The sequence below is a fragment of the Streptomyces sp. NPDC042002 genome, from assembly GCF_055588305.1.
This window is the reverse complement of sequence record NZ_JBVJCT010000016.1, coordinates 77,905-104,680: the sequence shown is the minus strand read 5'-3', so window position 1 is coordinate 104,680 and position 26,776 is coordinate 77,905. Positions and strand designations below refer to the sequence as shown.

Annotated in this window: 31 protein-coding genes; 17 read left to right on the top strand and 14 right to left on the bottom strand. The window is 69.6% G+C overall.

Annotated elements, in window-relative coordinates:
* Window positions 1-22 precede the first annotated feature (22 nt).
* Together ACZ6KY_RS23765 and ACZ6KY_RS23760 are read right to left on the bottom strand one after the other, a co-directional pair.
* Complete coding sequence (locus ACZ6KY_RS23765; protein ID WP_469312284.1) at window positions 23-286, bottom strand: hypothetical protein; 264 nt, start codon at window positions 284-286, stop codon at window positions 23-25.
* A 176-nt stretch (window positions 287-462) separates the two neighbouring features.
* Entirely contained in the window at window positions 463-861 is a 399-nt protein-coding gene (locus ACZ6KY_RS23760; RefSeq protein ID WP_469312283.1) for a hypothetical protein, read from the bottom strand.
* A gap of 367 nt (window positions 862-1,228) precedes the next feature.
* Here ACZ6KY_RS23760 and ACZ6KY_RS23755 point away from each other — a divergent pair, with 367 nt between their 5' ends.
* Window positions 1,229-1,459, top strand: a complete 231-nt coding sequence (locus ACZ6KY_RS23755) for a hypothetical protein (protein ID WP_469312282.1) — start codon at window positions 1,229-1,231, stop codon at window positions 1,457-1,459.
* A 374-nt stretch (window positions 1,460-1,833) separates the two neighbouring features.
* Here the strand turns inward: ACZ6KY_RS23755 and ACZ6KY_RS23750 are convergent, their stop codons facing one another.
* From ACZ6KY_RS23750 to ACZ6KY_RS23740, 3 genes are read right to left on the bottom strand one after another with little or no spacing between them, the layout of a single operon-like run.
* Window positions 1,834-2,217 carry a hypothetical protein gene (locus tag ACZ6KY_RS23750; RefSeq protein WP_469312281.1) on the bottom strand — a complete coding sequence of 128 codons (384 nt, stop codon included), beginning with the start codon at window positions 2,215-2,217 and terminating at the stop codon, window positions 1,834-1,836.
* Entirely contained in the window at window positions 2,211-2,636 is a 426-nt protein-coding gene (locus ACZ6KY_RS23745; RefSeq protein ID WP_469312280.1) for an ATP-binding protein, read from the bottom strand. The genes ACZ6KY_RS23750 and ACZ6KY_RS23745 overlap by 7 nt, the downstream gene beginning before the upstream one ends.
* Window positions 2,637-2,682: 46 nt before the next feature.
* Complete coding sequence (locus tag ACZ6KY_RS23740) at window positions 2,683-3,090, bottom strand: NUDIX hydrolase (protein WP_469312279.1); 408 nt, start codon at window positions 3,088-3,090, stop codon at window positions 2,683-2,685.
* Between the two features lie 107 nt (window positions 3,091-3,197).
* Between ACZ6KY_RS23740 and ACZ6KY_RS23735 the strand changes: the two genes are divergently transcribed.
* From ACZ6KY_RS23735 to ACZ6KY_RS23690, 10 genes are all read left to right on the top strand, one after another.
* On the top strand, window positions 3,198-3,983 hold the full coding sequence (locus ACZ6KY_RS23735; RefSeq protein WP_355849796.1) for a GntR family transcriptional regulator: 786 nt from the start codon (window positions 3,198-3,200) through the stop codon (window positions 3,981-3,983).
* Between the two features lie 155 nt (window positions 3,984-4,138).
* The gene (locus ACZ6KY_RS23730; protein ID WP_469312278.1) at window positions 4,139-4,495 is read left to right on the top strand and encodes an SCO3933 family regulatory protein; all 357 of its coding nucleotides are present in this window, start codon (window positions 4,139-4,141) and stop codon (window positions 4,493-4,495) included.
* Window positions 4,495-5,871 (top strand): FtsK/SpoIIIE domain-containing protein, encoded by a 1,377-nt coding sequence (locus tag ACZ6KY_RS23725; protein WP_469312277.1) that lies wholly within the window; start codon window positions 4,495-4,497, stop codon window positions 5,869-5,871. Before ACZ6KY_RS23730 ends, ACZ6KY_RS23725 begins: the two co-directional genes overlap by 1 nt.
* Before the next feature lie 85 nt (window positions 5,872-5,956).
* Window positions 5,957-6,577, top strand: a complete 621-nt coding sequence (locus tag ACZ6KY_RS23720; RefSeq protein WP_469312276.1) for a DUF2637 domain-containing protein — start codon at window positions 5,957-5,959, stop codon at window positions 6,575-6,577.
* 265 nt (window positions 6,578-6,842) lie between these two features.
* Window positions 6,843-7,034: a mobile element transfer protein gene (locus ACZ6KY_RS23715; protein ID WP_030673588.1), complete on the top strand. Its 192-nt coding sequence runs from the start codon at window positions 6,843-6,845 to the stop codon at window positions 7,032-7,034.
* A 15-nt stretch (window positions 7,035-7,049) separates the two neighbouring features.
* Window positions 7,050-7,244 carry a hypothetical protein gene (locus ACZ6KY_RS23710; RefSeq protein ID WP_386980639.1) on the top strand — a complete coding sequence of 65 codons (195 nt, stop codon included), beginning with the start codon at window positions 7,050-7,052 and terminating at the stop codon, window positions 7,242-7,244.
* A 25-nt stretch (window positions 7,245-7,269) separates the two neighbouring features.
* On the top strand, window positions 7,270-7,515 hold the full coding sequence (locus tag ACZ6KY_RS23705) for a SpdD protein (protein WP_469312275.1): 246 nt from the start codon (window positions 7,270-7,272) through the stop codon (window positions 7,513-7,515).
* Between the two features lie 164 nt (window positions 7,516-7,679).
* The gene (locus ACZ6KY_RS23700; protein WP_469312274.1) at window positions 7,680-8,978 is read left to right on the top strand and encodes a replication initiator; all 1,299 of its coding nucleotides are present in this window, start codon (window positions 7,680-7,682) and stop codon (window positions 8,976-8,978) included.
* Window positions 8,971-9,207: a helix-turn-helix domain-containing protein gene (locus ACZ6KY_RS23695; protein WP_469312273.1), complete on the top strand. Its 237-nt coding sequence runs from the start codon at window positions 8,971-8,973 to the stop codon at window positions 9,205-9,207. Before ACZ6KY_RS23700 ends, ACZ6KY_RS23695 begins: the two co-directional genes overlap by 8 nt.
* Entirely contained in the window at window positions 9,207-10,433 is a 1,227-nt protein-coding gene (locus tag ACZ6KY_RS23690) for a tyrosine-type recombinase/integrase (protein WP_469312272.1), read from the top strand. Before ACZ6KY_RS23695 ends, ACZ6KY_RS23690 begins: the two co-directional genes overlap by 1 nt.
* A gap of 729 nt (window positions 10,434-11,162) precedes the next feature.
* Here the strand turns inward: ACZ6KY_RS23690 and ACZ6KY_RS23685 are convergent.
* The gene (locus ACZ6KY_RS23685) at window positions 11,163-11,924 is read right to left on the bottom strand and encodes a phosphoglyceromutase (RefSeq protein ID WP_469312271.1); all 762 of its coding nucleotides are present in this window, start codon (window positions 11,922-11,924) and stop codon (window positions 11,163-11,165) included.
* Window positions 11,925-12,118: 194 nt separating this feature from the next.
* On the opposite strand from ACZ6KY_RS23685, the gene ACZ6KY_RS23680 reads away from it, so the two are divergent.
* On the top strand, window positions 12,119-13,471 hold the full coding sequence (locus ACZ6KY_RS23680; protein WP_469312270.1) for an MDR family MFS transporter: 1,353 nt from the start codon (window positions 12,119-12,121) through the stop codon (window positions 13,469-13,471).
* A 109-nt stretch (window positions 13,472-13,580) separates the two neighbouring features.
* Here the strand turns inward: ACZ6KY_RS23680 and ACZ6KY_RS23675 are convergent, their stop codons facing one another.
* Window positions 13,581-14,033, bottom strand: coding sequence for a DUF2000 family protein (locus tag ACZ6KY_RS23675; RefSeq protein WP_469312269.1), 453 nt, complete (start codon window positions 14,031-14,033; stop codon window positions 13,581-13,583).
* A gap of 49 nt (window positions 14,034-14,082) precedes the next feature.
* Between ACZ6KY_RS23675 and ACZ6KY_RS23670 the strand changes: the two genes are divergently transcribed.
* Complete coding sequence (locus tag ACZ6KY_RS23670; RefSeq protein WP_469312268.1) at window positions 14,083-14,874, top strand: helix-turn-helix transcriptional regulator; 792 nt, start codon at window positions 14,083-14,085, stop codon at window positions 14,872-14,874.
* A gap of 21 nt (window positions 14,875-14,895) precedes the next feature.
* Here ACZ6KY_RS23670 and ACZ6KY_RS23665 read toward each other — a convergent pair whose 3' ends face one another.
* The 3 genes from ACZ6KY_RS23665 to mshA all read right to left on the bottom strand — a co-directional run bounded on the left by ACZ6KY_RS23665 (window position 14,896) and on the right by mshA (window position 18,743).
* A complete protein-coding gene (locus ACZ6KY_RS23665; protein WP_469312267.1) occupies window positions 14,896-16,662 on the bottom strand; it encodes a glycosyl hydrolase family 28-related protein in 1,767 nt (588 codons plus the stop codon).
* Window positions 16,663-16,835: 173 nt separating this feature from the next.
* Entirely contained in the window at window positions 16,836-17,327 is a 492-nt protein-coding gene (locus tag ACZ6KY_RS23660; RefSeq protein ID WP_469312266.1) for a type III secretion system chaperone family protein, read from the bottom strand.
* 78 nt (window positions 17,328-17,405) lie between these two features.
* Window positions 17,406-18,743 carry a D-inositol-3-phosphate glycosyltransferase gene (gene mshA, locus ACZ6KY_RS23655; protein WP_469312265.1) on the bottom strand — a complete coding sequence of 446 codons (1,338 nt, stop codon included), beginning with the start codon at window positions 18,741-18,743 and terminating at the stop codon, window positions 17,406-17,408.
* Between the two features lie 353 nt (window positions 18,744-19,096).
* Between mshA and ACZ6KY_RS23650 the strand changes: the two genes are divergently transcribed.
* From ACZ6KY_RS23650 to ACZ6KY_RS23640, 3 genes are all read left to right on the top strand, one after another.
* Window positions 19,097-19,882, top strand: a complete 786-nt coding sequence (locus ACZ6KY_RS23650; protein ID WP_469312264.1) for a class I SAM-dependent methyltransferase — start codon at window positions 19,097-19,099, stop codon at window positions 19,880-19,882.
* Window positions 19,883-20,172: 290 nt separating this feature from the next.
* Window positions 20,173-21,264 (top strand): C40 family peptidase, encoded by a 1,092-nt coding sequence (locus tag ACZ6KY_RS23645; RefSeq protein WP_469312263.1) that lies wholly within the window; start codon window positions 20,173-20,175, stop codon window positions 21,262-21,264.
* 373 nt (window positions 21,265-21,637) lie between these two features.
* A complete protein-coding gene (locus ACZ6KY_RS23640; protein ID WP_469312262.1) occupies window positions 21,638-22,966 on the top strand; it encodes a PP2C family protein-serine/threonine phosphatase in 1,329 nt (442 codons plus the stop codon).
* Between the two features lie 286 nt (window positions 22,967-23,252).
* Here ACZ6KY_RS23640 and ACZ6KY_RS23635 read toward each other — a convergent pair whose 3' ends face one another.
* The 3 genes from ACZ6KY_RS23635 to ACZ6KY_RS23625 form a co-directional block, all read right to left on the bottom strand.
* A complete protein-coding gene (locus ACZ6KY_RS23635; protein WP_469312350.1) occupies window positions 23,253-23,591 on the bottom strand; it encodes a DUF2516 family protein in 339 nt (112 codons plus the stop codon).
* A gap of 116 nt (window positions 23,592-23,707) precedes the next feature.
* Window positions 23,708-24,295 (bottom strand): hypothetical protein, encoded by a 588-nt coding sequence (locus tag ACZ6KY_RS23630; protein ID WP_469312261.1) that lies wholly within the window; start codon window positions 24,293-24,295, stop codon window positions 23,708-23,710.
* Window positions 24,296-24,351: 56 nt separating this feature from the next.
* Window positions 24,352-24,882, bottom strand: coding sequence for a helix-turn-helix domain-containing protein (locus ACZ6KY_RS23625; RefSeq protein WP_469312260.1), 531 nt, complete (start codon window positions 24,880-24,882; stop codon window positions 24,352-24,354).
* A 221-nt stretch (window positions 24,883-25,103) separates the two neighbouring features.
* On the opposite strand from ACZ6KY_RS23625, the gene ACZ6KY_RS23620 reads away from it, so the two are divergent.
* The gene (locus ACZ6KY_RS23620) at window positions 25,104-25,607 is read left to right on the top strand and encodes an NUDIX domain-containing protein (protein ID WP_469312259.1); all 504 of its coding nucleotides are present in this window, start codon (window positions 25,104-25,106) and stop codon (window positions 25,605-25,607) included.
* 223 nt (window positions 25,608-25,830) lie between these two features.
* Here the strand turns inward: ACZ6KY_RS23620 and ACZ6KY_RS23615 are convergent, their stop codons facing one another.
* Window positions 25,831-26,769 (bottom strand): NAD-dependent epimerase/dehydratase family protein, encoded by a 939-nt coding sequence (locus ACZ6KY_RS23615; protein WP_469312258.1) that lies wholly within the window; start codon window positions 26,767-26,769, stop codon window positions 25,831-25,833.
* Between the last annotated feature and the right edge of the window lie 7 nt (window positions 26,770-26,776).

The following is a 26,776-nucleotide window of genomic DNA, read 5'->3' as shown; positions in this document are numbered from 1 at the left end:
CCGCTGGGCAACTCATCGTCTGTCAAAGCTGTTCCACCTCAGACGGACTGGAGACGGCCCGCCGCCGCTTCTTCGGCCGTGGATGTATGCGCTCCCACTCGATGAGTGCCGTTTCGACCAGGATGAAGATCGCCCCACAGATCGCGAAGACACGCTTCCAGCCTTCGTCGGTGATCGTCGCCACGCTGAAGTAGATGAACAGCACCAGGTTGACAATCCGGATCCCCCACACCGGTCCGAAAAGACGCTTCGCCCCACGAAACAGCGCGTCGATGACCGAGTGCATATGTCGATCCCCCATCGTGAGAGCCTGGTGACCCAAGCGGACGGGAGTGTACCCACGCGGGTGTGAGCGGCTTTGGACTGGAGTCTCAAACGACCGGGCCAAGCCACCGGGTGCCGTCCACAGATCGGAACAGCACCCGTGCCAACCGCAGACTTGAAGGTCTGCCCTCATCTTTATCAGGTCGGTCGTGGGTCATCATCGCCAAAGGTCGGGCCTTGCTCTTCCTCGGCCGGCACACCGCTGACGTTCGCTGTTGCCCGGTGCGGTTCAGGCTTGTTGGTGTCAGCCAGTGATGTCAGGATTCGGGTTCCCCATAGCGTGGGTTCGCCGAGGAACTGAAGCACACCGCCGAGCACGATGAGAATCATGGCTACGCCCGCGAGGTCCGAGCCCACCGCATAGGACCATCCGACCAGTCTCGGCAGTCCGTCCAGGACAGGTGCGGAACCCATCAGGATGCGGCCCCAACCAGCCTTCCGGGGATCGCTGTGATGCGCTCCCAGCCGACCGTTCAAGGTCAACGCCCCCAGAAACACCATCACGCATCCGCAGGCCAGCATGATCAACGCAGTCATGGCACCCCTCCGCGGGGAGAATACCTCGCCAGTGTCGGAGTCTCTGGGGGCCCGTGAACGGTCTTGAAAACCGTCGTGGCGCGAGTCACCGTGGGTTCAAATCCCACACCCACCGCAGATGAAGGCCCCTGACCAGGTGCATCGGTCAGGGGCCTTCACTTTGCCTGGTGCCCGTCAGGCGCTGCGGTTCACCGTGGTTTACCGCTCGATCGGGCACGGATGGGGCACGGCACTCGTGTCGATGAGTAGCTGAGGAGGTGTCGAGCGCCTGCCCTGCGGTTGTCGTTGAGCGTCGCGCTGCATCCGACGGCCCGAGATGATCGGGGCCTGCCTGACCAGGTTTGGCATCGTGCGTAGCATCCCCGATGTGACGTACATGGAGGCTGCCAACTCGGCCGACGATGATCCGGTACATATCGGGATCTTCTTCCTGGTTATGGGGTTGGTCATCATGGGATGGGCCACGCTCGGCCGTCGGCGAGGGTGGAAATTGGTGCAGGAGGATGGGCGGTACTCGTACAGGTCCGGGATGGTGCAGGGCATTGTGTCTGTTCTGGGTGGAACGATTGCGGTTGCTGTTGGTCTCCTGACCCGCTAGCCATGCGGATGGACGTGACAGGGTCGCCGGCCTGCGGTCGACGACAGCGAGAGGTCGGCTCCGAGACTTTGGGCGGGAGCTGCCATGGGGCGAGTGATCATGGCCCCTTAAGCTTCCGGCGAGTCGGGCAGTCTGTGGACCTGCCCGTTAAAGCACGACGTTGGGGCCATGATCTTCGAGGCTCGCCCCATGGTGGCTGCCTAAAGTCTCGGAGCCGACCGGCCCCGCGGCGCTCTTTGAGCGGTCTCGACTCATGGGCCGTAGTTCGCTGCGGCCCCAGGGGCCGACCCCGGCGCCGAAGGCGCAGAGGGGTCGGGCCCCAGGGGCCAGCCCGCGCTCGCGCGGGCACTTGAACCAGTAGAGAAGGTTGTAACTCAGTAGGGCCTGTGGGGCTTGAAGTCGTCTACGCAGGCTGGGAGTTGAATTGCTTGGCGGTGTGCGAGCGGCAAGAAGAGGACTGGGCGGATGGTCCATGCGACGCGGATGTCGGCCTGGGTGACCGTCATGGTGCAGGGTTCGCCGTTGATGAGGGCTCGTCTGGTGTCGATGCGCTCGTCGTAGAGCCAGTCCCACGCCTGATCGCGGGCGTCGGCATCCAGCATGGGCGTGATCGCGCGGAGAATGATCTCTACCCATCCGTCGGCTTGGGGTGGGGTGTCGGCGTCGAAGGATGCGACGAATGCCGGTTCCTGTCGGCCGGTGACGTCTTCGGTCCAGCACTCGCACCAGTAGCCGCGCCGGATGTCGGGGGTCAGCACGGGTGGCCTCCTGGGTGTGCGCCCGCGTAGAGCTCCGCGGTGATGGTGCGGCCGTCGGCGCTGTCGTGGACCACCAGTCGGTGAGCGATGGCGCCCACCATGGCCAGGCCCCGACCCTGCTCGGCCTCTTGGTCCTGGTGCTCGACCTTCGGAGCGCCGGGGCCTCCGTTGTCGGTGACCGACAGCGCGACCACCTGCGAGGACACCGCAAGTGCCAGGTGGAAGCTGCCCGACTCCTGCCCGCTGGCCGTGTGGAGGATCGCGTTCGCGCTCAGCTCGCTCACGATCAGGGCTGCGTCCTCGGCTAAGGGCGAGTTGCGCAGGATGTCGCGGGTCCAACGGCGGGCCCTGCTCACCTCTTCTGGAAATCCTGGGCAAGTGAGTCCCCAGACCCGCGCAGTGCTCGTATACTCGTGCATACAAGCTCCTTCGTGCTGGTAGGCCGCCATGTGCAGCGGGTTCGGGCTAGACGAGTTTCACGCCGTCGTGGGCGCGGATGGCCGGCGGGGATGCCGCGTCGAGAGCGTCCAAGACGCGGATCGCGTATGCCTCGTCGGCGAGGTCGGTGACTTCTTCGCGGGTGACCCAGCGCAGTGCGCGAGTCTCGTCCCCGGTGGTGGGCGAGCCGTCGGCGGCTTCGCAGCGGAAGACCAGGGAGACGATCAGGCCCGTCATGTTCTTGTAGACGCCGGTGAGGGTCGCCGGAAGCGCGATCTTGATGCCGGTTTCTTCGAGGACTTCACGCTGAAGTGCCTCGGGGAGGGTTTCCTCCCGCTCGACAACGCCGCCCGGAGGTTCCCATCGGCCGTTGTCGCGTCGCTGGATCAAGAGGGCCCGGCCCTGGTCGTCGACGATGACTCCGGCAACGCTCACGGAGTGCGGACGGTCAGCGGTCACGTTCCTCGGCCCTCTCAGATGGCTAGGCTCTCCACCGTAGCAACAACACTCGCCCACTCGTCTAGATACCTAAAGGAGTACTCGTGACCTCACTTCCGTCCCTGCTCGGCGATCTGGACCCCACGAGCGATCGTGCGGTGTTCCGGCAGATCGCTGACCAGCTGCGCGAGGCCATCGACCGTGGGCGATTCAAGGAGGGTGAAAAGCTCCCCTCGGAAGCCGAACTCGTCGAGCACTACGGCGTCTCCCGGATGACCGTCCGCAACTCCTTCTCCATCCTCCAGGGTGAGGGCCTGGTCGCCGCTGAACACGGCAAGGGTGTCTTCGTCCGGCCGCGACCGCCCGTCCGCCGGCTGGCCTCCGACCGGTTCGCCCGGCGTCACCGCGAGCAGGGGAAATCCGCGTTCATCGTCGAAGCGGACGCCGCGGGCAGTCACCCCCAGGTCGACAGTCTTGAGGTCAAGGAGGAGAAGGCCAGTCAGGACATCTCCACCCGGCTCGGGTCCGTACGGCGAGTACTTGCCCGGCGTCGCCGGTACCTGCTCGACGGTCGCCCGGTCGAGTTCGCCACCTCATATCTCCCGCTCGACATCGCGCGCGGTACGCAGATCGCCGAACCCAACCCCGGCCCCGGCGGCATCTACGCCCGCCTTGAGGAGTTGGGCCATCACCTCGACCACTTCGAGGAGGAGATCCGTGCCCGGATGCCCTCGCCGACCGAGGTCAAGACGCTCCGACTGGCGTCCGGTGTGCCAGTGATCCACCTCGTCCGTACCGCCTACGACACCGAGGGGCGGGCCGTCGAGGTCTGCGACACGGTGATGGCGGCGGACGCGTACGTCCTCAGCTACCAGCTTCCGGCGACCTGATCGGCGGTGCGCGAGGCCACTTTTCGGACTCGTACACCCCAACAGCCCTACTCGTATAGACGAGTGGGCAAGTTGTGTGGCACTGTGGTTGGCGTTCCCGAAGTCATCGGGTTCGAAGACTGCATCTTGTCTAGACGAGTAGATAGGAAGAAACCTTGCGCACCATCCGTGTGGAGACCTCGGCCGCGACGATCCTGCTCACCGAGGCGCCCGAGCCCAAGGTCCGTGACCGTCAGACCGGCGAGATCGCGAAGGACGCCGTCAGCGGCGAGGCCCTGATGACGATCGGCGTCGTCTACATCGAGGAAGGGGAGTCGTCCCTGATCAAGGTCACGGTTCCGGAGAGCGGTGTGTCCGAAGGGCTCGCGCTCGGGGCGCCGGTCTCGCTGCCCGGCCTCGTGGCCCGGCCGTGGGAGAGCGTGTTCAACGGGCAGCAGCGGCACGGCATCGCCTACCGCTCCGCCGCCGTCACCCCGGCCATGTTCCCGGCCGCAGTGGGGGCCTCGGCCTGATGACCGGCCTGACAACGCTTCTGGAGGTGGGTGGTCCTGTCGTCGCACTCGGCGGCGGGGCTGCCTACACCCGGGCCAAGCACCCGGGCGTCTACTGGTCCACGGTCGGCCTGCCGATATCCACGGCACGGCTGCTCGGCTCGTACAGCTCGGTGATGGAGGCATGCGGCCTGACCGTGGCGCCGTCCCGGTTGCGGGTCCTGGCGGTCAAGGCCACCACGCGACGTGAGGTCCGGCCCGTACCGCCCCGCCGGGGCGTCATCCGCCCCACCTCGACCGGGTTACGCCTTCGCTTGCGGCTAGCTCCCGGTCAGGAGCCGGCGGACGTCGCCGCCTCGGCCGAACGGCTGCGGCACGCCTGGGGAGTTCACGCCGTGTACGTCACGACCGTCAAGCCTGGCGTGGTCGAACTGCGGCTCGTCGGCTTCGACGTCCTGCGGCACGTGCGGATGCCTCGCAAGCTCGTGTCCGGGCTTCTCAAAGTGCCTGTCGCTCTGCGGGAAGATGCCACCCCGTTCATACGCGACTACCGCACCGTCCCTCACCAACTCACCCTCGGAGCAACGCTCTCCGGCAAGTCCATGTACCTGCGCCACCTGGTGGCCGGTCTCGCCACACAACCCGTCGCCCTCGTCGGCATCGACTGCAAGCGCGGCGTGGAACTGTCCCCCTTCGCGGCAAGACTCTCCGCGCTCGCCACCGACCCCGAGCAGGCGGCCGGACTGCTGCCCGTGCTCATCCAAGAGATGGAGGACCGGTACGAACTGATCAAGGCCCGTCAAGGACTCGCCCCGGGCACGCCCGACGAGGAGATCACCTCGGACGTCTGGGGGCTCCCCGAGGACGAACGCCCCGTCCCCATCGTGCTGTTCGTCGACGAGGTGGCCGAACTCTTCCTCGTTGCCACCCGCAAGGACGAGGAACGGCGCGACGAGATGGTCACCCAGCTCATCCGGCTCGCCCAGCTCGGCCGCGCCGCCGGTATCTACCTGGAGGTCTGCGGGCAGCGCTTCGGCTCCGAGCTCGGCAAGGGGGCAACCATGCTCCGAGCCCAGTTGACCGGCCGTGTCTGCCACCGCGTCAACGACGAAGCCTCCGCCAAAATGGCCCTCGGCGACATCGCCCCCGAAGCGGTCTCCGCCGCATGCGCCATCGCGCCCGAGAGCCCCGGCCTCGCCGTCGCGGGCGACTCGTCCGGCGGCTGGTCCCGCATCCGCACGCCATACCTCTCGCTCGGCGACGCTGCCGAGGTCTGCCGCGAGTCGGCGCGCCTGGTGCCCGACCTGCCCGCGCTCAAGTCCTTCCGGCCCGACGTTCCCGTACGCCCCGTCGAGTCTCCGGCCCCGGCTGTCCAGCCTCGCCCTGTGACCGACTGAGCTTTCCCGCTCCCCCTCGGCCGGCGTGACCGTCTCACGCCACGTCCCTACCCCTGCCATGCCTGAATCCGGAAGGAGCCGCAGCATGCGCGCCCAACTGGTCCGTATCGACGCGGTGCTCGTCCAAGCGGTCATCGCCGCCGCGCTGTCGTTCGCCCACCTGCACGACGTCGCCTCGGCGGCCGGTCAGGACGGGTGGAAGGCGTGGGCGTATCCCGTCTCGGTCGACCTGTTGCTTGTCGCGGCCTGGCGACGGCTGCGGACCGGTGACGCGAAAGCTGCCGGGTGGTGCTGGTTCGTCATCGCGCTCGTCGCATCCCTCGGCGCGAACGTCGCCACCGCCGGGCTCCTCGACCTCAACCATGTCCCGGCCTGGCTTCGCATCCTCGTCGCGGGCTGGCCCGCGGTCGCCTTCCTCGGCGGCACACTGCTTGCCCACTCGGCACCGACAGCCGAGACCGACGTCGAGGCCGTCAAGAACGAGGGGAACGGTCCCGAAGCCTCACCCGAATCGGCCCCTCAACCAGTCATCGAACCGACACGAAAGCCCTCCGCCGTACCGGTCCCGGCCGCCCTCATCGACCACGCCCGCAAAGTCGCCGCTGAGCACCGCACTCGTACCGGTACGCCCATCGATGTCCCGGCCCTGCGTGCTCGTCTCGGCGTCCCGGAGCCCATGGCGGAAGCCATCGCCGCTCACCTCTGAAGGCGGATTTCGGCGGCAGGCGCTATCGCTTCCGCCGCAGCCGCTGAACTCCCACCGCAGCCAGATCGAACAGCGCTATGAGACAGGCCAGGGTGATCACGGTGGCCCAGGATTCGCCCAACCACCAGTGACCCGCCACGCATGCGAGGCCAAGTATCAATGCGCTCGCGGTGAGGGCGATCTGACCTCGTGTTGTGCGTGACATGCCACCTGTCTACACCACCTCGCGCACGTCAGACGAACGAACAACGAAAGGAGATCATCCGTGACCGCCAACCGCCGCTTCCGCTCCGTCACCCGCATCGGCCCCGTCCAGGTCGGCACGTCGTACGACGGTCGTGGCCGCGAGAAGCACACCGCCGCCTGCACCGCTCCGCGCTGCGGCTTCTCGGCCGACTACGACAGCCGCGCCGCCGCCGAGCTCGCCGCCCGTACCCATCGCTGCCCCGTCCGCTGAAAGGACCTGATCCCCGTGACCGTCAGCCTGCCGCTCGTCTTCGTCCTCGGGCTCATCGCCTGGGGAGCGATCAAGTTCCTCGGTGTGCGCACCTGGATCGTGGTCGTGATCGCCCTGTTCGGCTTCCTGCTCTCGCGCACCTTCATGGCCCCGGCCATCGACTCCGGCACGCGCTCCGGCGTGGACGTCATAAACGGCTCACACAACTAGACGAGTAGGCAAGGAGAGGTTCGCCGTGTTCCTGCCCAAGTACCCCGACAACCCGATCCCGCCGCCCGCGTACAGCCACGCCCCGGTCGATCCGGCACCCGCACGACGTGCGGTCCCGCAGATCTCCATCAGCACCGGAGCGGTCGCGGCCGTTCTCGCCGGCGGAGTCGTCCTCACCGCGCTCCTGGCCGCCGTCGCCGTCACGGCCATCTCCGTGGCCATCGCCGCCGTGGTCCTGCGCTCGATGCTCCGCGACCAGCACCGCCGCTGAAAGCCGCTGAACAACAGATCCCCGGGACGGCCTCGATACCGCCAAGCATCCGCCGCCCCGGGGGCCCTACCCCTCCTAGCCGAAGCCAGAAGGAGAAAGTCATCATCACCCGCTCCACTCCGCCCCCGCTTCCTCAACTCGCCGAACTGGCCTCGCTCGGCACCATGCCCGAACTGCTGCGGCAGCTCTCCGGTCTCGGCGGCTGCACCCACCCGATCCGCCTCGACGGCCACCGCACCGAGTACGACGTGAACACCCGCACCGGCGAGATCGGCAACGTCCTCCACCGCCTCGACTCCACCGACCTCCCGGCCGGGCACCTCCTGGTCCGCTGCAACAACCGCCGTGCGACCCGTTGCGAAGCCTGCGCCGAGGTCTACCGCCGCGACACCTTCCACCTGATCACCAGCGGCCTGCGCGGCGGCAAGGGCGTCCCGGAACGCGTCGCCGCGCACCCCCGGGTCTTCGCAACCTTCACCGCCCCGAGCTTTGGCCCCGTCCACAACCGCCCCACCGGTCCGGCCGGTTCGGTCCGCCGTTGCCGCTGCGGCGTCCACCACGACCAGGACGACGCCGCACTCGGCACCCCGCTCGACCCGGACACCTACGACTACGAAGCCGCAGTCCTCTGGAACGCCCACGCCGGTCCCCTCTGGCGGCGCTTCTCCACCTACCTGCGCCGCGAGGTCGCCAAGCGCGCCGGACTCTCACAGCGCGCGTTCCGCCAGTACGCCCGCGTCTCCTTCGCCAAGGTCGCCGAGTACCAGAAGCGCGGAGCCGTCCACTTCCACGCCGTCATCCGCATCGACGGCCCCGAGGGCGGCGACACTCCGCCTCCGGCCTGGGCCACCGCCGAACTGCTCACCGACGCCATCGCTGCCGCTGCCACTCACGTCCGCGTGGACGGTCCAGTCATCGACGGACGCGCGCACACCTTCGCCTTCGGCCGTCAGCTCGACGTCCGCACGATCCGCTCCGCCGACTTCGACGATGGCCAGGAACTGACCGAGCGGGCTGTCGCCTCCTACATCGCCAAGTACGCGACCAAAGGCGCCGAGACCGCGACGGGGGCTCTCGACCGCCCGCTGAAGTTCCTCGCCGAACTGGCCCAGCTCGACATCAGCGACCACGCCCGCCGACTGATCCGAACGGCCTGGACGCTCGGCATGCGCAAGGAGTTGGAAGACCTCCGCCTCCGGGCCTGGGCCCACATGCTCGGCTTCCGCGGCCACTTCTCCACCAAGTCCCGCCGCTACTCCACCACCCTCGGCGCGCTCCGCACCGCCCGCGCCGAATGGCGCCGCGCACAAGCCGCAGCAGCCACCGTGGGCGACACCGACACGACGACCCTCGTCGTCTCGCACTGGGTCTTCGCCGGAACCGGCCTGTCCTCAGCCGAAGCCTGGCTCGCCGCATCCCTCGACCCCGCCCCCGGAACAGAAGGAGAACCCACCCATGGCTGAGCGGCGCCTTACCGTGGCGCGGGTTCCCGACGAGCCGCGCCCCCTTCCAGCGCGGTACCTCACTCCGCTGGACGTCGCCGAACTTCTGGGCGTGCCGATCGAGACGGTCTACCAATGGCGCCGGAAGCGCACCGGTCCTCGCGGCTTCCGGGTCGGCCGGCACCTGCGCTATGACCCCGTCGACGTCCGGGCCTGGGTCGAGTCCCTGATGGAAGGGGCTGTTGCCTGATGGCCGGACACATCCAAGACCGCTGGTACAAGAGTGAGACGGGTGCGGACGGCAAGGTCCGCAAGGTCAAGAGCGATCGTTACGGCTCCGGGCTTCGCTACCGGGCGCGCTACATCGGCCCGGACGGTACGGAGAAGGCCAAGAGCTTTCCCGACCGGCAGAAGCGGCTTGCCGATCAGTGGCTCGCCCACATCGAGGCGGACATGGCGCGCGGGCAGTACATCGACCCTCGCGCGGCCCGGATCACCTTCCAGCAGTACGCCGAGCGTTGGGTGGAGGCCCAGGGCGCTGACCCGAACACGCAGGCCTCGATGGAGTCGCAGCTTCGACTGCACGCATTCCCGTACCTGGGTACGCGCCCCCTCGGGTCCTTCCAACCCGCCCACATCCGCGACTGGGTGCGACAGCTTCAGAAGAACGGCGTCCGGGGCTCGTACGCCCGGACGATCTACTCCAACGTGCGCGCTGCGTTGAGCGCTGCCGTGGATGACGGGCATCTCCCCCGCAATCCGTGTGCGGCTCGCTCGGTCCGGCCGCCGGTTGTCGACACCAAGCGCGTCAAGCCGTGGACGCCGGAACGGGTCTTCGCTGTTCGCGCTGCCATGCCTGAGCGCTTCCGAGCGATGGTCGATCTGGGCGGTGGCTGCGGGCTTCGGCAGGGCGAGATTCTCGGCGTCGCCGTCGACGCGATCGACTTCGAGTCGGACACGCTGCACGTGGTCCAGCAACTGAAGCTGAGCCGTAGCAAGGCCGTGTTCGCCCCGCCGAAGGGCGGCAAGCTCCGGGACGTCCCGCTCCCCGGGCCGGTCGCTGACGCCCTCCGGGCACACATGAAGGAGTTCCCGCCGGTCGAGATCACGTTGCCGTGGAAGGTCGCGGACGGTCCCCCGGTGACCAAGCGACTGATCTTCACCGGACCGCGCGGGGGCCATGTCTGGCGTACGTCGCTCAACGAGGAGGCATGGAAGCGGGCGCTGGCCGGCGCCGGGGTGATCCCGATCCCCGAGCGCGGACAGCCGTACGCCGAGTCCCGCGAGAACGGCATGCACGCGCTCCGGCACTTCTACGCCTCGGTGCTCCTGGACGCCGGGGAGAACATCAAGGCCCTCGCCGAGTACCTGGGCCACTCGGACCCGGGTCTGACGCTCCGCGTGTACGCGCACCTCATGCCGTCGAGCCAGGAGCGGACGCGCAAGGCCCTGGCCTCCGTGTTCACTCACCGGTGATCAGAACACATCAGACGATCTCGGATACGACTGCTTCGGTTGGCTCCACGAACACTTCGCTGGACACGTTCGCGGGCAAGAGCAAAGGATCCGGGTTCTCTCACAGGCTGACGAAGTTGATTGAGTTAGCAACGCATGAGAGATTGAGAAGCAGAGTCTAGTTATCTCTAGTTGGCTCTAGTTAGCTCTAGATAACTTGAGCTCGTTCTAGAAGACTCTAGAACGACCGAGGACCTGGATCCGGCGGCAACCAGACCCAGGCCCTCTCGCAGTCAACGAGCCCGGTCGCGTACAGGCAGACCGGGCTCGCTGCACATACAGCGCCCGGTCGCGACCGTCCTCGCGCGTGACTCGCTCATCGAGCGACCTGCATCACGCCGGTAGCGATGGTCACCAGTAGGCCGACGCCCGCAAGCCAGACCTGCCACTTCTCAGGGCCGGTCCACCTACGAGGCCTGTCCTTCTCAAGACTCACCTCTACCACCTCCCTTCTTCCTCCAACCGACCCGCTTTTCGGGCCGGAGCCTGGAACTCGCGCGCCACGCCGAGTTCGAGGGAGGTTCAGGTGAGGTGGCATCAGCATACCGGTCACATCGCTACCTCCAGAGGCTCACGGGGAGGCTTGACAGCCGGCCCAATTCTCTTTCACGGCCCAGCGACGGCCCCGGTACAAGAAATGACCCCCTGGCTGCGAGAAACCCGCAGGCAGGGGGCCATTTATGGTCCGCGTTACTTCTTCTTGCCCTGGTTCTTGACCGCCTCGATCGCCGCCGCTGCCGCGTCCGGGTCGAGGTAGGTGCCGCCCGGGTTCAGGGGCTTGAAGTCGGCGTCCAGCTCGTAGGAGAGGGGGATGCCGGTGGGGATGTTCAGGCCCGCGATGTCGGCGTCGGAGATGCCGTCGAGGTGCTTGACCAGGGCGCGCAGCGAGTTGCCGTGGGCCGCGACCAGGACCGTGCGACCGGTCAGGAGGTCCGGGACGATGCCGTCGAACCAGTACGGAAGCATGCGGACGACGACGTCCTTGAGGCACTCCGTCTGGGGGCGCAGCTCCGGCGGCAGAGCCTCGTAGCGGGCGTCGTCGAACTGGGAGTACTCGGCGTCGCGGTCGAGCGCCGGCGGCGGGGTGTCGTACGAGCGGCGCCAGAGCATGAACTGCTCCTCGCCGAACTCGGCCAGCGTCTGGGCCTTGTCCTTGCCCTGGAGGGCTCCGTAGTGACGCTCGTTCAGGCGCCAGCTGCGGTGGACCGGGATCCAGTGGCGGTCCGCGGACTCCAGGGCCAGCTGCGCGGTGCGGATCGCGCGCTTCTGGAGCGAGGTGTGGACCACGTCGGGCAGCAGGCCGGCGTCCTTGAGCAGCTCACCGCCGCGGACTGCCTCCTTCTCGCCCTTCTCGTTGAGGTTGACGTCCACCCAACCGGTGAACAGGTTCTTCGCGTTCCATTCGCTCTCGCCGTGGCGGAGGAGGATCAGCTTGTACGGTGCGTCGGCCATGGTTCCGAGCGTAATCGAACCCCGCGACCGCTCGCGCCCCCGGCCATCAGTCGGACACGGCAACCCCCGGTCGGCCGCTCCCGCCCACCTCACCGTCCTTCAGTTGACGGCATCTGTTAATTGAGTGGCCCTCCGACGCAGCCCGCTCGTAAGTTGTGCTCACCGCCCGAGCCGCTTACATCCGTGGGGGATCCATGCCAGCCACCGTCATGAGACGTGCCCTCCGGGAGACCGTCTCAGGGCTCCCCCGCGAGTTCTGGTGGCTGTGGACCAGCACACTCATCAACCGGCTCGGGGCCTTCGTCGCCACCTTCATGGCGCTGTATCTGACCCTCGACCGCGGCTACTCCGCCTCGTACGCCGGTCTGGTCGCGTCCCTGCACGGCCTCGGCGGCGTGGTCTCCTCGCTCGCCGCCGGAGTGATGACCGACCGGTTCGGCCGGCGGCCCACCCTGCTCGTCGCGCAGGTGTCGACAGCCTGCTCGGTCGCGCTGCTCGGCTTCATGCACGACCCGTTGGCCATCGCCGCGGTCGCCTTCCTGGTCGGCATGGCCAGCAACGCCTCCCGGCCCGCCGTGCAGGCGATGATGGCCGACATCGTCCGGCCCGAGGACCGCGTCCGCGCCTTCTCGCTCAACTACTGGGCCATCAACCTCGGTTTCGCCGTCTCCTCGATGGGCGCCGGCTTCATCGCCGAGTTCAGCTACCTCGCGGGCTTCCTCATCGAGGCCGGCATGACCCTCGTCTGCGCGTTCGTCGTCTTCGCGAAGCTCCCGGAGTCCAGGCCCGTGCAGGTCGCCAAGGAGACGGAACCCGCGGTCGGACTCGGGACCGTACTGCGCGACGGACGGTTCATGAGCGTCGTGGGGCTGTCGTTCCTCGTCGCCCTCGTCTTCCAGCAGGGCTCCGTCGGACTGCCGGTGGCCATGGGCCGGGCCGGTTTCACCCCGGCGGACTACGGCATGGCCATGGCCGTCAACGGCGTCATGATCGTCGCGCTCCAGATCCCGGTCGGCCGTTTCATCGAGCACCGGGACCCCAAGCGGCTGCTGGTGCTCTCGTCGTTGCTCGCCGGGTACGGGTTCGGGCTCACCGTCTTCGCCGGGTCGGTCGGGGTCTTCACGCTCACCGTCTGCGTGTGGACCCTCGCCGAGATCGTCAACGCCCCGACGCAGACCGGTCTCGTCGTCCGCCTCTCCCCGGTCCACGGCCGCGGTCGCTACCAGGGCATGTACACGCTCTCCTGGGCCCTCGCCGCGCTCATCGCCCCGGTGATGTCCGGCGTCGTCATCGACCGCTTCGGCGCGGTCTGGCTCTGGGGGCTGTGCGCGGTGGTCGGCACGGCGGCGGGTCTCGGGTACGGGCTGCTCATGCGACGGCTCCCGGCGGAGGAGTCGACACAGAGGTCCGTACGGAAGTCGGCACAGAAGTCCGTACGGGAGTCCGTACGGGAGTCGTCCCAGGGCCCTGTCCCTGCGGTCGAGGCCGGCCCCGCCGCGACGGAGATGGCCGCCGCGGCGCCCCACGCGGAAGCCACCCCGGCCTAGATCACGCAGGCCCGGCTGGGACACGCGGGCCCAGGTCACGCCGATCTGATGTCACCCCAGCCCGAGGGTCACCCCAGCCTGCGGTGACCCTCGGGGACGCATCCGCATCTCACGGATGCATCCGTGCCCCCTTCACCACCTTGTCCACCGCGTTCCGCGGCCCGTACACCGCGATTCCGACCAGGTCCAGTTCACCGGTCGGCACGGCCCGTACGGCCGCGCGGTTGTCCCGGTCGTTGCCCGTGCTGAACAGGTCCGACGTGAAGACCGCTCGCGGCAGCGCGCGGGACAGTGCGCGGCCGTGGGCGGCGGTCAGCGTCTCCTTCGAGGCCTCGAAGACCAGCACCGGCTGCCGGAACATCGGAAGGCAGGAGACCCCGTCGGCATCCTCGTACGGCTCCCCGATCACCTCGGGGACCGCCGTCCCCAGGCCGCTGACGAGGAAGGCGGTCACATTGAGCCGCTGCCAGGGCTCCAGGTCGTCCCGCAGGACGACGGCGATCTTGGTGTCGAAACGGACGGGCGCGTCGTCCTGGAGGCTCATGTCGTTCTCGCTGCTCATGCAAAAAGACTGCCGACCCGCGTACGCCCTCGTCTTGTACGTTCTTCGCATGGCCCCCCAGCGCGAGATATCGGCGTGGCGCCCGAGCGTCCCGGGCGTCGTCGAGGTTTTTCACGCGCACTACACCGAGTACGCGTACCCGATGCACGTGCACGCGGCCTGGACCCTGCTGATCGTCGACGACGGCGCCGTGCGCTACGACCTCGACCGGCATCAGCACGGCACCCCGCACGACACGGTGTCGCTGGTGCCGCCGCACATCCCGCACAACGGCGCGCCCGCCACCGAGCACGGCTTCCGCAAACGGGTCCTCTACCTCGACAGTTCGCGGCTGGCCGACGACCTCATCGGGCCGGCCGTGGACGGGCCCGATCTGGCGGATCCGGTGCTGCGGCGCCGGGTCGGTCAGCTGCACACGGCGCTCGCGCACCCCGGGGACGAGCTGGAGGCCGACAGCAGACTGACGCTGATCGGGGACCGGCTGCGCGGGCTGCTGCGCCCCCGGACGGCCGTGTGGCCCTCGCGCGCCGACCGGCCGCTCGCCCACCGGCTGCGCGAGCTCCTCGACGAACGGCTCGTCGAGGGGATCGCCCTCGACGAGGCCGCACGGCTCGTGCACGCCCATCCCGCGCACCTGGTCCGGGCGTTCAGCGGCGCGTTCGGCATCGCCCCGCACCAGTACCTGATGTCCCGCCGCGTGGACCGCGCCCGCCGCCTGCTCCTCGACGGACGGCCACCCGGCGAGGTGGCCGCCGCGACCGGCTTCTACGACCAGTCCCATCTCACCCGCCATTTCCGGCGGTTGGTGGGCGTGACTCCGGGACGGTACGCACGGTCGTGAGCCCGGGGGGAAGCGCCGTGATCAGAGGTGGTCCCGCTGGGCCTCGTACAGGTTGCGCGGCCGTACGACGTCCGTCGTCCCGTACAGCTCCAGTCGGGAACGCAGGTCCCCGGTGAAGTCGGGGACGTCGATCTGGTCGAACTCGGTGACCTCGTTGACGCCGACGGTGGCGCTGTAGGGGGCGAGGCCGTCGATCCTCATCAGGCCGGCCCGGCCGTTGGTGACCCGGATGTTCCAGTGGGTGAAGCGCGCGCCGAACAGGGGCCCGGCGGAGGCGTCGCCGCCGTGCCGGCCGTCGTTGTACACGGTGATATCGGTGCGTACGTTCGCGAAGGGCAGTCCGCGGTGGGAGTCGAAGGTGCCCATCCGCATGTCGCCGCGCGACCAGACGTTGTACGAGGACAGGCCCTCGACGTTGATGCCGTGCAGCTGGGTTCCGGCGGGCGCGGGGACCGTGCGCTCCTCGACGGTGAAGTCCTCGATCAGGTTGTCGTGCGAGCCCTCGCGGCAGAAGTACGGGTGGTGAGAGCCGCGTCCGGCGACCGTCGTACGGCGCAGGGTGCAGGCGGAGGCGGCGACGAGGCCGAATCCGTTGTCGACGTGGCGGACCGTGACGTCGTCCACCCAGCAGTCGTAGGCGCACTGCAGGACGACACCGTTGTAGCCCTTGTCGAGGAGGTGCGGGGACTGTGGTGTCTCCACCGCCTCCAGGGTCAGCCCCTCCACCCCCGAGCCCGTCAGCTCCTCGACGTGCGTGGTCAGCCGCGGGTCCCACTCCGGGCGTACGTCGAGCGGGAGGGGGCGTTCGAGGGTCACCCGGCGGCCGCGCACGCGCGCGACGCGGACGGGCCACTCGTAGGGCACGTACGAGGTCAGTTTGGTCTTGTCGTCCCAGTAGTACGCCTCGGGTCCGGGTCCGCCGCCCGACATGTGCTCCAGGAGGGTGTGGTCGGCGTCGTCGGCGAGCCGGAGCAGGACCAGCGTGCCGGGGCGCAGTTCCGAGGCGTCCGCGACGGTGATCGTCCAGGATCCCTGGCGTGCGGGCTCGACGGTCGTGAGCGTCTGCCAGGCGTCGCGCCCGTTGCCGGTCCAGCCCTCGAAGGGCCACGCCTTCGCCCTGATGGCGGCGACGAGGGAGTCCCAACGGGCCGTGGGGGCGAGCCAGATGAGGCCTCCGGCCCAGGACCAGGAGGACTTGTCGCCGCCGTAGCGGGATCCGTAGACACCGATCAGTTCGGTGAGGTTCCTGGTCGCGTACAGCGTCGTACGGCCGCTGCCGGCGCCCCGGAGGACCACGTTCGAGTGACCGATGTGGATCAGGTCGTCGATGCGGAACGTTCCGGGAGGGATGGTGACCGTGCCACCGCCGGCCCTTCCGGCAGCGGCGATGGCACGGTTGATCGCGGGCGCGCAGTCCGTCGTTCCGTCGTCGGCGACGGCGCCGTGGTCACGGATGTCGGCCACGACGGGGCGGCGGGGGAAGCGCGCCGCCCCGCGGTGCGCGCCGGCCCCGCCGACGTACGGGATCTGCGGATGGGTGAACGGGGATCGGGTGAACTCGCGCCAGAGCGACGGGACTTCGCCACCCGGCCGGGCGAGCGTTCCCGGGGCGCCCCCGGAGGTCGCGACGGCCGTCCCTCGCGCGGGTGACGGCGCTGCCGCCGTGGCCCCGGGCGATGCCGCCGCCGTCGCCGCCGTCGCGCCGGTCACGGCTCCGGCCGCCACGGCCGTGGCACTGCCGATCAGGGCCCGTCTGGTGATCCCCGCGTACCCGTTCCTGTCGGTCATGCCCGTCCGCCCTTCCATGTGGCTCTCATGCGACCCTCACGCGGCCCTCATGCGACTCTTCACGACTCTTCATGGATGTGAACGAAGTTCAGATCTGCGTCGGCGGCGAGCATGCCACGCGGGCCCCTGGCACGGAAGGGGTCGCGCAATTCCTAATTACTGGTTGACAGCGGTCAGTTGGCGGGGCGCTGGGTCAGATGCGTGAACGCGTCCAGATTGCGCGTCGACTCGCCGCGGGACACCCGCCAGGCGTACTCCTTGCGGATCGCGGAGGCGAAACCGAGTTGGAGGAGCGTGTTGAAGGAGCCGTCGGCGGCTTCGAGGACGGACCCGAGGAGGCGGTCGACCTCCTCCGGGGTGACGGCGGTCAGCGGCAGTTTGCCGACCAGGTAGACGTCACCGAGGGAGTCGACCGCGTAGGCGACCCCGTAGAGCTTGAGGTTGCGCTCCAGGAGCCAGCGGTGGACCGCTTCGTGGTTCTCGTCGGGGTGGCGGATCACGAACGCGTTCAGCGACAGCGAGTGCTTGCCGACGATCAGCGAGACCGTCGTCGAGAGCTTGCGGGTGCCGGGCAGTTTCACGACGTACGAACCCGCCCCGGGGCTCTCCCACTCCAGCTCGGCCTCGGTGAGGACCCGCTCGATGATCGACGCTGCGTCAGCCATGAGGCGAGCGTACGTGACCGTCCTCGGGCGGGACGCGCCGGTCAGACGTGGTGCGGCCACAAACACCCGGGGCCGCTGTCAGGCGTGGGACGCCCGTACCCGGCGTCGGTGGTCCTGCGTCGCCGCCGTGTACACGTCCGCCGTCGCCGCCGCCGCGGTGTCCCAGCCGAACTGTTCCGCGTGCCGTGCCGCGGCGGCACCCATGCGGGCCACGAGGGTCTCGTCGTCGGCGAATTCGCGCAGCACGCGCGCGTAGTCGGCGGGATGGTGGCCGGGAACGAGGAAGCCGGTCTCCTGGTGGCGCACGGCCACCGGCAGGCCGCCGACCTCGGCCGCGAGCACCGGCGTACCGGCCGCCTGCGCCTCGATGGCGACCAGCCCGAAGGACTCGTTGTACGAGGGCATGACCAGCACGGACGCGGCCCGGAACCAGTCCGCGAGCTGGTCCTGCCCGACGGGCGGCCGGAACCGCACGACGTCGGCGATGCCCAGCCGCGCGGCCAGCTTCTGGAGCCCTTCGGGCTTGGCGAGGCCACTGCCGCTCGGGCCGCCCACCACGGGGACGACGATCCTGCGGCGCAGATCCGGGCGCTCGTCGAGCAGTACGGCGACCGCGCGGAGCAGCACGTCGGGGGCCTTCAGGGGCTGTATGCGGCCGGCGAAGAGGGGGATCAGGGCGTCTTGCGGGAGGCCGAGCCGGGCGCGGGCGGCGGCGCGGCCGTCGGCGGGCCGGAAGCGGTCGAGGTTGACGCCCGGGTGGACGACGGCGACCTTTCCGGCCTGTGCCCCGTAGTGGCGTACGAGCTCGTCGGCCTCCTCCGCGGTGTTCGCGATGAGGCGGTCGGCGGCGCGCACGATCTGGGTCTCGCCGATGACGCGGGCGGCGGGCTCGGGGGTGTCGCCCTCGGCCAGCGCCGCGTTCTTGACCTTGGCCATGGTGTGCATCGCGTGCACCAGGGGCGCGCCCCAGCGCTCGGCGGCCAGCCAGCCGACGTGGCCGGAGAGCCAGTAGTGCGAGTGCACGAGGTCGTAGTAGCCGGGGCGGTGACCGGCCCAGGCCTGCATGACTCCGTGGGTGAACGCGCACAGCTGGGCGGGGAGGTCTTCCTTGGCGAGGCCTTCGTAGGGGCCCGCGTCGACGTGCCGGACGAGGACGCCCGGAGCCAGCTCGACGGTCGGCGGGAGGGCCGCTGTGGTGGCCCGCGTGAAGATCTCGACCTCGATGTTGATCGCGGCGAGGCGCTGGGCGAGTTCGACGATGTATACGTTCATCCCGCCCGCGTCGCCGGTGCCCGGCTGGTGCAGGGGCGAGGTGTGCACGGAGAGCATCGCGACGCGACGGGGCCTGCGGTGCAGCCTGAGCCGTGAGGGTGCCGCCGGTGAGCGACGCCCGAGCCTGCTGACGTACTGGCTCACGTGGCGTTCCTCCTCGCTGCGGGCATGCCTGCCGGAGGACGTGTCACGCCCTCCAGGAGATGGAACGCCGGAGGTGTCCGCCCCATTTCCTCTTTGCCGAATCATTACCACCAGTCGCTCAACCGTTCGACCGCGAGATGCGTCTGCTCCCCTGCCGGGGAGGGATCGCACGAGGGTTTCCCCAGGGTCCCGGCCGGGGTTTCCGCCGGTTTTCCACAGCGGGCCGCGGGTGGCCTCGGGTTGTCCACAGGGTCGCCCGGTCCCCGCCGGGTCCGCCTACTCTCGTACGCATGGCAACCCGCGCAGCGTCCCTCCCCCACTCTCGGCTTCGCTCGAGCGGGGGCACCCCCATCGTGGGTACGGTGACGCGCGGGACGACGAACCCCAACCGCCTGCGCCGCATGGACCGCTGGATCGCGGCGGTGCACGGCGCCGAACTCCGCAGGACACCGGAGCCGGTGGCGGTCGACCTCGGCTACGGCGCCGCGCCCTGGACCGCGGTCGAGCTGCTGACCCGCCTGCGCACCGCCGCACCCCGCACCCATGTCTTCGGTGTGGAGATCGAACCGGCCCGGGTCGCCGCCGCCCGCCCGTACGAACGCGAGGGCCTCGCCTTCCGGCACGGCGGCTTCGAGGTCCCGGTGCCGGGCCGGCCGCACCTGATCCGGGCCGCGAACGTCCTGCGCCAGTACGACGAGGAGCAGGTCGCCGAGGTCTGGCGGCGGCTCTGCGGGCGGCTCGCGCCGGCGGGCCACGGCTCCCGGGGCGGACTGCTCGTCGAGGGCACCTGTGACGAGATCGGCCGCCGGCACGTCTGGGTCGCCCTCGGCCCGGAAGGCCCGCGCACGGTCACCTTCGCCACCCGGCTCGGCTCGCTCGACCGTCCGTCCGACCTGGCCGAGCGGCTGCCGAAGGCTCTCATCCACCGCAATGTCCCGGGCGAGCCCGTGCACACCTTCCTGCGCGACTTCGACCGCGCCTGGGCGGCAGCCGCGCCGTACGCCGCGTACGGCGCCCGGCAGCGCTGGATACGCACGGTCCGCGACCTGACGGCCGACTGGCCGGTCACGGACGGGATCGCGCGCTGGCGCCAGGGCGAAGTGACGGTGCGCTGGGAGGCGTTGGCGCCCCGCACCTGACCCGGCGCCGCACCTGCGACGGCCCGGGAACGTCGAGCCCATCGGCCCAGGCGACCGGGAGACGGCGAGTGCGTGACCTGCGGGGAACGATCTCGGTGAGTCGCACGTCACACAGGCGGGGGAATGAGATCGTCATGCCGAGGCGGGCCCGGGGGAAGGGAGTTCGTGCCCGCCTCGCACGCGAGGGGAAGGGAGTTCTTGCCCGGCTCTGTCGCATTGCGCGCCGACATGGCACGATCCCCCAGGCGTTCCGTATGTTACTGACGGTAAATCAGTTTGGGGGCGGAGTAATGGGATCCGGCAAGCGGAGCCTGACCACGGCGGCCATGGCCCTGGCCTGCGCGTGTGCCTGCGTGGTACTGGCGTCACCAGGGACGGCCTACGCGAGCCCGGCACCGAAACCGGCGCCGACCAGAACTCCCACGGCGACCCCGGCTCCCGTGAGCAACAAGGACCTTGAAGCGGTCCGCCAGAAGCTCGACAAGCTCTACCACGACGCGGCGGTCGCCACGGACGCGTACAACGCCGCCGAGGAGAAGACCGCGAAGCAGTCCGCCGAGATCGTCGGCCTGGCCCAGGAGATCGTCAAGGGCCAGGCGAAGCTGGACGAGTTGAAGGACCGCGCGGGTGCCGCGGCCCGGGCGCAGTACCGGGGCGGCGGGCTGCCGCCCGAGGCACGGCTGTGGCTCAGCGACGACCCGCAGCAGTTCCTCGACGGCGCGGGACGGGTGCGGCAGGGCGAGCACGCCACCAAGGGGCTGCTGGACGAGATGGCGCGCACCCAGCAGGACTTGCGGCAGTACGCGAAGGACGCCTCCGCGCAGTGGCGGAAGCTGGAGGCCGACCGCGAGGCCAGGGCCGAGGCCAAGAAGAAGATCAAGCAGCGGATCTCCGACGCCGAGAAGCTGGAGTCCCGGCTGGAGAAGAAGGAGAAGGAACGGCTCGCGAAGCTGGAGGAGGAGGCCGCGTACCAGGCGCAGTCGGTCTGGCTGAGCTCCGGTGTCCTCGCGGACATCAAGAGCGACGCGTCCGAGCAGGGCAAGAAGGCCGTGAAGTTCGCGACCGACCAGATCGGCAAGCCGTACGAATGGGGCGCCGAGGGTCCGAGGACGTTCGACTGCTCGGGACTCACCTCACAGGCCTGGGCGGCGGCCGGTCACCCCATCCCCCGCACCTCGCAGGAGCAGTGGAAGCAGCTCAAGCACGTCGACATCAAGGACATGCGCCCCGGGGACCTGATCATCTACTTCGATGACGCCAGCCATGTCGGGATGTACATAGGGGACGGCGCGATCGTGCACGCCCCGCGCCCCGGACGCACGGTGACGATCACGGGGGCGGGTTCGATGCGGATCCTCGGCGTCGTACGGCCGGACGCATAAGACGCCGGAGAAGTCGCCGCACACGTCGCGCCGCGTAAATCGCCGCACGCGTCGCCGCATGAAACGCCACACAAGGTGCCATACGGGGCGCCCTGCACCGCGAACCGCAGGAGGTGTCACGCGTGCCACGGCACGCGTGACGCACCGCACGGTTGCCCCGTCCTCGCAACCCCGGGGACGTGACCTTCGTCATCCCTGACGGAACCGCGTCCTGTCCAAATGCGTTACGGGATGCGGCATATGACGGTGGCCCTTCGCCGGACGCCGCGCCGTCCGCCATTCCGTTGCGGCACCGGCGGGCGCTATGGTCCCCGTCGGTGGGTCGAGACCCTTCGGCCACCACGCCCTCGGGGGGAGGGAAGGAACCCAGACGATGCCCGTACCCGTACCGCGGCAGAGAGCGATCCCGGCCGTGGAAAGTGGTCAGGCTCAAGCCGTGTTCTCACCCGGCGGCCCATCCGGAGACACCACCGGCGGCCCCGCCGGGACAACACCGGAAGCCCGCACCACGACCCCGATCGCCGGCAGCACCAACCTGACTCTCCTGGTCATCGAAGACGACCCGGCGGGTTCGCTCGGTGTGCCCGAAATGCTCGACGCGGCCGGCAAGCCGATCCGGATCCGTACCGCCCGCAACCTCACCGAGGCCGAGCGGCTGCTCACCGACGACGTCCACTGCATCCTGCTCGACCTCGCGCTGCCCGCGCCGGGCCGGGCCGCGGACAGCGCCGACGAGCTGGCGACGCTCAAGCACGTACTGCGGCTCGCGCCCGGCCACGCCGTCCTCGCGCTCACCGCGTCCGGCGACGCCGAGCGCGGCACCGAGGCGGTGCGCGTCGGCGCCCAGGACTACCTGTTCCGCGACGAGCTGGACAGCCGGCTGCTGAGCCGCGCGATCCGGTACGCGGTGGAGAGGAAACGTTCCGACAAGGCCGAGCGGCGACTCACCGAGTCCAAGCTGCGCGCCCAGGAGAACGCACGTCTGGAGCGCGGTCTGCTGCCGACCCCGCTGCTGGAGGGCTCCCCGCTGCGCTTCGCCGCGCGTTACCGTCCGGGCCGCTCCCGCGCGTTGCTCGGCGGCGACTTCTACGACACCGTGCGCACGGCCGACGGCACGGTGCACGCGATGATCGGTGACGTCTGCGGGCACGGGCCCGACGAGGCGGCGCTCGGCGTGGAACTGCGCATCGCCTGGCGCGCGCTGACCTTCGCGGGCCTGTGCGGAGACGAACTCCTGTCCACGCTGCAACAGGTCCTGGAGCACGAGCGCGAGAACGACGAGATCTTCGCGACGCTGTGCACCGTGGACATCGCGCCGGACGGGCGCCGCGCCGGGCTCTGCCTCGCCGGTCACCCGTCGCCGCTGATCGCCCGACCGGGCCGGCCCGCCGAACTGCTGCCGTACGCGAACAACGGCCCCGCGCTCGGCCTGCTCCCGAACGCCCGCTGGCCGCGCATGCAGGTGGAACTGGGTGCCGTGTGGAGCCTGATGCTCTACACCGACGGCCTGGTCGAGGGCCACACCGGCGTGGGCAACGAACGCCTGGGCCTGGACGGCATGGTGGAGATGGTCCGCCGACAGCTCGCCCAGGGACTCCAGGGCGAGGAGCTGTTGCGCGCGGCGGTGAACGAGGCGCGCGAACTCAACGGCGGCGAACTGGCGGACGACGTGGCGGTACTGCTCCTGGACAGGACGCCGTAGCGTCAGACTCCGCCGTCGCGGGGGGTCGCTCACGGGCGGGTCCGGTGGGCGGGCCGGGGTCGTGCCGGGTACATCCCAGTCCGTCGGCGCCGGATCAGACGTGGGCTACCCGCGCGAACCGTCGCTCGATCCGGACGTAAGCGACGGCCACTCGGGACGCACCGGCACGGGCCCTCCCGTGCGCGGACGGCCGCGGGTGGTTCGTGGCTTGGGGTGCGCGCCGCCGTGTCTCGGGCGGCGCGCCATGTCTTGCCGGCCGACCGTCTCGCGAGCGATCGGGGGTGGCTTACCGGCCGCCGTTGTAGGGGCCGTACGGGCCGTCGCTGCTGCTTCCGCCGCGGCGGCCTCGGCCGCCGCCGGAGACCTGGCGCAGCGCGGGGCGGACGTCGACGAAGAAGACGATCGTGGCGATCAGGCCCGCGATCTGCAGGAAGAGCTTCGGCACCAGCAGGTTCACGGCCACGGTGATGCCGAGGATGATCAGCCAGAACATCTTGTTCTGCTTGTCGGCGGCACGGTAGGCGTCCTCGCGGGCGACCGCGGCCAACACCAGCGCCACCACGGCAAGCACGAGCATGGCTGTGAAGATCAGCCACATCAGACCGCCGAATGCCGTCATCAGCACAATGCCCACCGCCCTGTTCGAGTCGTCTCTACGGCCACCGTACCCGGAGAACGGGCCGGGAACTCAGAGAGTGCCCGGCCCGTCCGCGTAGGGCGGAGTCGTGTTGCCGCCGCTCGCTACTTCGCGGGCGGAACCGTCTTCTTGGCGACCGGCTTGCGCACCGGGGCCTTCTTCGCGGGGTTCTTCTTGGAGGGAGCGTCCTCGGCGTCGGCCGCGGGCTTCTCCTCTTCCTTGACCTCGACCGGCTCGGCCTTCGGCTCGACCGCGATGGCGAAGTCCTCGATCTCCTCGGCGGCCTCGCCGCGCCAGGTCCGCACGGTCTGCTCGCCGTGCTCGGCGACCTTCTCGTACGTCTCCCGGGCCTTGACCGCGTACTCGGCGGCGACGCCGACACCGCGCAGGGCGAAGTCCTGGGCGGACTCACCGAGCTTCTTCAGGTCGGTGTCGAGGGTGCTGAGGATCTCCGTCACCTTGGCCTGAAGGGTCTCCTGCGCCTCCTTGGCGCGGGCGGTGGCCTTCTCCTGGACGGCGTTGGGGTCGAGGTTCTTCACGGTGTCGATGCGCCCCGGGGCCTCGGCGCGGATCTGCTCCACGATGCCGGGGACCTTCTTCGCCTGCTGAACAGCCAGGTCGGCGGTGCCGGCGAGGAAGTAGAGCGGGGTCGGGTCCGTGGCGGCCTTGCGGATGTCGTCGGTGATGGCCATGACGATGGTCCTCCCGTATTCGCTTTCAGCTGAGGGTTTTGGTGATCCGCATGCGGTCAACTCGCGCTCTGCTGCGGATCGGCATCGCTGCCGTCGGCCGTGCGGGGGCCGCGGACGGCGGTGTCCTGTGAAGGCTGGGCGTCCGGTATGTCCTGAGCCTCGGGTGCGTCGGCGCCACGGCCTTCGCCGGTGCCGGGCACCTCGATGCCGTGAGCGGTCTCGTCCGCCGGCGCGATCTCGAATCCGTTCTCCTTGCGGAAGGACTCGTAGATCTGGAGCAGCACCTGCTTCTGCCGCTCGTTCAGCGTGGGATCGGCGAGGAGGACCGCACGCGTCTCCACCTCGTCCCGGTCCCGCTCGGCGTCGAGGATCCCGGCCCGCACATACAGCGTCTCGGCGGAGATCCGCAGCGCCTTGGCGACCTGCTGGAGCACCTCCGCGCTCGGCTTGCGCAGCCCGCGCTCGATCTGGCTCAGATACGGATTGGACACCCCGGCGGCGTCGGCGAGCTGCCGCAGCGACAGCTGCGCGGTGCGCCGCTGTTCCCGCAGATACTCACCAAGATTGCCGACGTTGAGCGATGCCATGGCTCCACCTTGCCGCACTCTCGCTAACTATTGCAAGCACCCGCTTGCAAAAGTGTGTCACGCCACTTCTCGTACGGCACCGAGCCTGAGCACGACAGGTGTCGTATTTGCACGACAACTGTCGTCATCCGGGTCCGGCCTCCTCGCGCGGGTGCTCTTGGTCCGGTTCCGCGGGTCGCCGGGAAGCGGCGTTGTCGGTGGGCTCTGCCAGGGTGTGCGTCGTGGACGAACTGGTGGAGCGTGTCGACGATCAAGATCGCGTGCTGGGGGTGACGATCAGCCGCCGGCAGGCCATCCGGGAGGGTTGGCTGCACCGGGTCGCCGTGACGGTGTGCCGTGATGAGCGTGGGCGGATCCTCGTTCACCGGCGGTCGGAGCAGCTGTCGCGCTTCCCCGGGCTCTACGAGGTCGTGGTCGGTGGCGCCGTGGATGTCGGTGAGTCCTATGAACAGGCCGCCGCGCGGGAGCTGGCCGAAGAGCTGGGCATTCGTGTGCTGCCGCGCTTGCTGTTCACGTTCCTCAACCGCAGCGGTCTGAGCCCTCACTGGCTCGGCGTGCACGAAGCCGTGGTGCCGGACACCGTGACCGCCGATCCCGATGAGGTCGCCTGGCATGGCCGGCTGACCGAGCCGGAGCTGCGGTCGGCCCTGCTGGAGTGGCCCTTCACCCCCGACAGCCACGAAGCCTTCAGCCGGTATCTCGCGTTCCGGACCGCGCGGTCCTGACCTTGCCCGCCTCGCGGGCCGGGACGCCTGCTCGAGGCCAACGCGCCTTGTGCGAGCGGCTGTTCGTGACAGGGAGTACGGATGCTTGGCCGACTCCCGCTCGCTGAGCAGCTCGATGGCTTGCGGTTGCCGCCCGAGCAGCCGCCCACCGGCCGACCGGCCGAGCCGGTCAGGCCGAAGGCGGCGAGCAGATCCCGTGCCCCTGAGCGGGGAACAGCCCCGGTCAGGCCAGCGCCTCCGCGAAGCCCTGGCGCCACGACGGATGGCGCGGCAGCCAGCCGAGGTCCCGCTTGGCCTTGGCGTTGGAGAAAGCGCGCCCCTCGGTCATCATCACCACCGCCTGGTCCCCGGCCAGCAGTCGCGCCAGCCACACGGGAATCCGCACCGGCCGTTTCGCCCCCGCGCACGCGGCCAGGTGGGGCAGCCACTCGGAAGCCGGGGCCGGGTCGTCGTCGACGATGTTGAACACGCCCGTCGCCTTCTGCTCGACGGCCAGCACGGTGGCGCTCGCCGCGTCGTCGAGATGGATCCACGAGCTGTGGCCAGTGCCTCGCCCGACCAGCGGGAACTGCCGCTTGCGCACCAGCTCGACCTGGTCGTCGGTGGCCCCGGGACCGTAGAACGCGCCGTAGCGCAGGACCGCGCCGCCCGCCTTGAGGGCCACCTCCTCGACATGGCGCATCGCCAGCATCCCCCCGTGCGCCGCCGTCCCCTCCATCAGGTCCAGCGGGTCCTTCTCCGTCTTCACCCAGCCGCCCTCGCGGATGCCGTTCCAACTGGCGTAGCCCTGCGCGACGAAGTGGGGGACGCCGGCCGCCCCGGCCGCGGCCAGCAGATGGTCCGTGCCCTCGGTGCGCAGCCGGTTGGTGGTGGCGAACCAGCGGTCCGGGTGCTTGATGTCGGGCTTGCCCGCGTGGGCCATGGAGATCGCGGTCATCTGGTGGACGATCGTGTCCGGCCTGGCGCCCGCCACCGCCTCGCCGACCGACGCCCTGTCCAGTCCGTCCATCACGACGCCGTCGGCGCCGAGCCGCCGCAGCAGTCCCAGTTTGGCCGCGCTCGTCGTCGTCGCCGTCACCTGGTGACCTCGGGCCACGAGCTGCGGCACCAGCCGCTGCCCCAGGACCCCGGTCCCGCCTGCCACGAACACCCTCATGACCATCACCTTC